The organism is Streptomyces sp. NPDC059456 (assembly GCF_042750055.1).
Lineage (GTDB): Bacteria > Actinomycetota > Actinomycetes > Streptomycetales > Streptomycetaceae > Streptomyces.
Genome location: NZ_JBHYVA010000790.1, coordinates 1 through 3,662, shown reverse-complemented (window position 1 = coordinate 3,662; position 3,662 = coordinate 1). Strand labels below are relative to the sequence as shown.

At 74.1% G+C, this 3,662-nt stretch carries 6 protein-coding genes; 4 read left to right on the top strand and 2 right to left on the bottom strand.

Annotated features, from left to right (window positions below; translation table 11 throughout):
- The first annotated feature begins 157 nt into the window (after nucleotides 1–157).
- Together ACFXA3_RS38510 and ACFXA3_RS38505 are read left to right on the top strand one after the other, a co-directional pair.
- Nucleotides 158–334, top strand: a complete 177-nt coding sequence (locus tag ACFXA3_RS38510; RefSeq protein WP_385195344.1) for a hypothetical protein — start codon at nucleotides 158–160, stop codon at nucleotides 332–334.
- Between the two features lie 9 nt (nucleotides 335–343).
- Nucleotides 344–1,303 (top strand): aldo/keto reductase family oxidoreductase, encoded by a 960-nt coding sequence (locus tag ACFXA3_RS38505; RefSeq protein ID WP_385195341.1) that lies wholly within the window; start codon nucleotides 344–346, stop codon nucleotides 1,301–1,303.
- Nucleotides 1,304–1,339: 36 nt separating this feature from the next.
- Here the strand turns inward: ACFXA3_RS38505 and ACFXA3_RS38500 are convergent, their stop codons facing one another.
- Nucleotides 1,340–1,711: a hypothetical protein gene (locus tag ACFXA3_RS38500; protein WP_385195339.1), complete on the bottom strand. Its 372-nt coding sequence runs from the start codon at nucleotides 1,709–1,711 to the stop codon at nucleotides 1,340–1,342.
- On the bottom strand, nucleotides 1,708–1,884 hold the full coding sequence (locus tag ACFXA3_RS38495) for a hypothetical protein (RefSeq protein WP_385195336.1): 177 nt from the start codon (nucleotides 1,882–1,884) through the stop codon (nucleotides 1,708–1,710). Before ACFXA3_RS38495 ends, ACFXA3_RS38500 begins: the two co-directional genes overlap by 4 nt.
- 94 nt (nucleotides 1,885–1,978) lie before the next feature.
- Between ACFXA3_RS38495 and ACFXA3_RS38490 the strand changes: the two genes are divergently transcribed.
- Nucleotides 1,979–2,617 (top strand): TetR family transcriptional regulator, encoded by a 639-nt coding sequence (locus ACFXA3_RS38490; protein ID WP_385195334.1) that lies wholly within the window; start codon nucleotides 1,979–1,981, stop codon nucleotides 2,615–2,617.
- A 101-nt stretch (nucleotides 2,618–2,718) separates the two neighbouring features.
- Nucleotides 2,719–3,662 (top strand): protein kinase (locus ACFXA3_RS38485; RefSeq protein ID WP_385195331.1); only part of this gene is annotated, 944 nt, incomplete at its 3' end.

The window sequence follows — 3,662 nt, the reverse complement described above, 5'->3', positions numbered from 1 at the left end:
TGTTTAAAAGACACCGGTGACCCCGCACTCTTACCCCGCCCGCGGCCCGCGCCCACTCACCCCGGCCGCTGACCCCGGCGGCTGACCCCGACCGCTGACCCGGGTCCGGTGTGCGGACCCGCCCCACGGAGCCGCTGCGCACCCGTAGCGTGGTCGTATGACGACGATGCCGGCCCGTGCGGGCGGACCGAAGGTGCCGCCCTCCTACCCGCCGAGGACGCCCCCGCCGCAGAAGAAGCCGGTGGAGGCCCCGCGCCCCCGGCCCGCCACGAAGCCGGCGGCCCGGACGCCGCTGCCCGGAGCCCGGGTACGGGGGCGCGCCGCGGCCTCGTAGGGTGGCCGCATGGCGATCACACCACCGGAGAACGACGGCGCCCGGCTGCTGTACGGCTGCATGGCTCTCGGCGGCAGCTGGGACACCGATGCGTACGGCCCCGCCGACATCGACGCGGCCGAGGCGGCGATCGCGGCGGCGCTGGAGAGCGGCATCGACACCTTCGACCACGCCGACATCTACCGCCGCGGCAAGGCGGAGGCCGTCTTCGGTGAGGTCCTGGCCCGCACCCCGGGCCTGCGCGAGCGGATCGTGCTCCAGACGAAGTGCGGGATCCGGCTGCCCGACGGCGACCGGCCCGGCATCTACGACCTGCGGGGCACCACCATCGTGCGGCGGGTCGAGGAGAGCCTCGGCCGCCTGCGCACCGACGCCGTCGACGTCCTGCTCCTGCACCGGCCCGATCCGCTGGCCGATCCGCGCGACATCGCGGCGGCGCTGACCGCGCTGCGCGAGCAGGGGCTGGTCCGCCGGTTCGGCGTGTCGAACATGAACGCCGCCCAGATCGCCCGTCTCCAGCGCCACCTCGACTTCCCGCTGGTCGCCAACCAGCTGGAGATGAGCCTGGACCGGCGGGACTGGCTGGAAGACGGTGTGCTCGTGAACACGGCCGCCGCGGCGGCGGGCGGTTTCCCGTCCGGGACCGTCGAGTACTGCCTGGACAACGGTGTCCGACTGCAGGCCTGGGGTGCGCTGGCGCAGGGCCGTTTCACCGGAGCGCAGGAGAGCCCCGCCGAGCACGCGACGGCGCGCCTCGTCCGTGAACTGGCCGAGGCGAAGGGCACCACGCCCGAGACGGTCCTGCTGTGGTGGCTCAGGCGCCATCCCGCCCGGATCGCCCCCGTCGTCGGGAGCGGGCGCCCCGAACGCATCCGGGCCTGCCGCGACGCCGCGCTGCGCGAGCCCGAGCTCACGCACGAGGAGTGGTACGACCTGTGGCTCACCGCCCGCGGGGCCCCGCTGCCGTAGCGGGGCGGGGCGGACGGGCGGCCGGGGGCGCGGCGGTCAGCCGATGCTCCACGACCAGGTCTGGTCCGCACTGACCAGCCAGGCGAGGACGACGAGGTCCGCGACGCCCAGGGCGAGGCCGAGCCGGGCGCGGCCGGGCCGCGTCGTACCGCGGTGCAGTGCGAGGGCGGCGAGGACGATCGACGCGGGCCCCAGGATCAGGTTCAGCGCGAGGAGCCCGACCAGGCCGAACACGAAGGAGGCGACCGCCAACCCGTCGGCCTGGCGGACGGCGGGCGCGGATCGGGGCTTGCCGGCGGGTGCGGTCGGGGTCTCGGCCGCGGGCTTGCCGGCGGCCTTGGCGGTGGCCTCGTCCTCGGCCGCGGCCGCGCGGGCGCGCAGAGCGGTGTCGGTGGCGTTCATCGTCATCCCTCCCGTCGGCCGGCCGGCCGGTGGTGGCGGACGGTCCGCTCGCGGACCGCGAAGACCAGCAGCCAGCAGGCGATCGCGGCAGTGGCGGCGAGCGACACGGAGACGGGGACGTGGGCCACGGTTCCGAGGGCGATCCCCATCAGCATGAGGGCCGCTATCAGGAAGAGCATCGTGCTTCCTCCAAAACAGGAGACAGTTGTGCACTGACTGCTCAGTCTAAATGCAAGCGAGCGAATAAGGGGAATCGGGGGTTGACTTTTCGTCATGAGTGAGACCATCGGGGCACGCCAGGCCCAACGCCACAAAACCCGCAGGGCCTTGCTGGACGCGGCCCTGTCGCTGCTGGAGGAGCAGAACCTGGGCAGCCTGGGGCTGCGCGAGGTGACCCGGGTCGCGGGCGTCACCCCCACGGCCTTCTACCGGCACTTCCGCGACACCCAGGAACTGGGGATCGCACTGGTCGACGAGGCGCTGCAGAGCCTGCACGCCGCCGTCCGCTCCACCCTGGCCGCCTCCGGCGAGGCGGCGCAGCGCATCGACACGACGGTGGACCTGATGGCCGAACTCGTACGGGACTACCCCGCGCACATCCGGTTCATCGTCCGCGAGCGGCACGGCGGCGTGCGCAGGGTGCGCGAGGCGGTGGCCGGCCAGCTGGACGCGTTCGCCGTCGAAGTGGCCGAACGCCTCGGCGCCGATCCGCTGAGCGCGGGCTGGAGCGAGGACGACCTGCTCATGCTGGCGCGGCTGTACGTCGACCACATGGTGATGACCGTGTCCGCCTATCTGGCCGCCGGCCCGGACGACGCGGAGCGGGCGGCGGTCACGCGCACCGCGCGCCGTCAGCTCCGGCTGATCCACGCGGGCCGGCTGAACTGGGCCGCCGCGCAGGACCGCCTCTGACGCACGGCACGAGGGGCCAGAGGCCGGTCGAGGGTCCCCAAGTATCCTCTGCCAGACGGAATTTGGCTGACCACCGATTCACCGGACGGCGAGGGGCAGATATGTGGGGGCGGGGGACGGTCCTTGGGGACCGGTACACACTGGCCGAGCGGATCGGCGGTGGCGGCATGGGCGAGGTCTGGCGGGCCGACGACGACGTGCTGCGGCGACAGGTCGCGGTGAAGGTGCTGCTGCCCGCGCTGCTCGACGACCCGTCGTTCGCCGCGCGGTTCCGCCGCGAGGCCACGGTCCTCGCCTCGCTCAGCCACCCGGGCATCGTCGACGTGCACGACTACGGCGAGAGCCGGATCGACTCCGGTGAGCAGGTCGCGTACATCGTCATGGAGCTCGTCGAGGGGCGGACGCTGACCGAGGTCCGGGCGCAGAACGGACCCCTCGCCGTGGAACAGGCCCTCGACATCGCCGGGCAGGCCCTGGACGCGCTGCACGCCGCGCACCTCCAGGGGGTCACGCACCGCGACATCAAGCCGTCGAACCTGATGGTCGGCGACGACGGCCGGGTCACCGTCACCGATTTCGGGATCGCCCGCTCCAGCGCGGCCAGTACCGGCATCACCGACTCGCACGCGGTCCTGGGCACGGCGCTCTACATGGCCCCCGAGCAGGCGGAGGGGCTGGGTGCCGTCGCGGGGTCCGACCTGTACTCGATGGGTGTCGTCTGCTACGAACTCCTCACCGGAGAACCGCCGTTCACCGGCGAATCGGTGGTCGAGATCGCCCTCAAGCACATCCGGGAGCCGGTGCCGGACCTCCCCGCCGAGTTCCCCGGGCCGGTGCGCGCCTTCGTCGCCTGGGCGTTGGCCAAGCGGCCCGAGGAACGGTACGCCGACGCCTCGGTGATGGCCGCGGCGGCGCGGCGCGCGGCGGCCGGCCGGCCGCTCGGCGAGCTCGACGCGCCGGCGGGCCCGGTCCTCGCCCGGACCGGCCCGGATCCGGCGGCGGGGGCCGCGGGGGGGGGGGCCGCGGGCCCCCCCCCCCCCCCCCC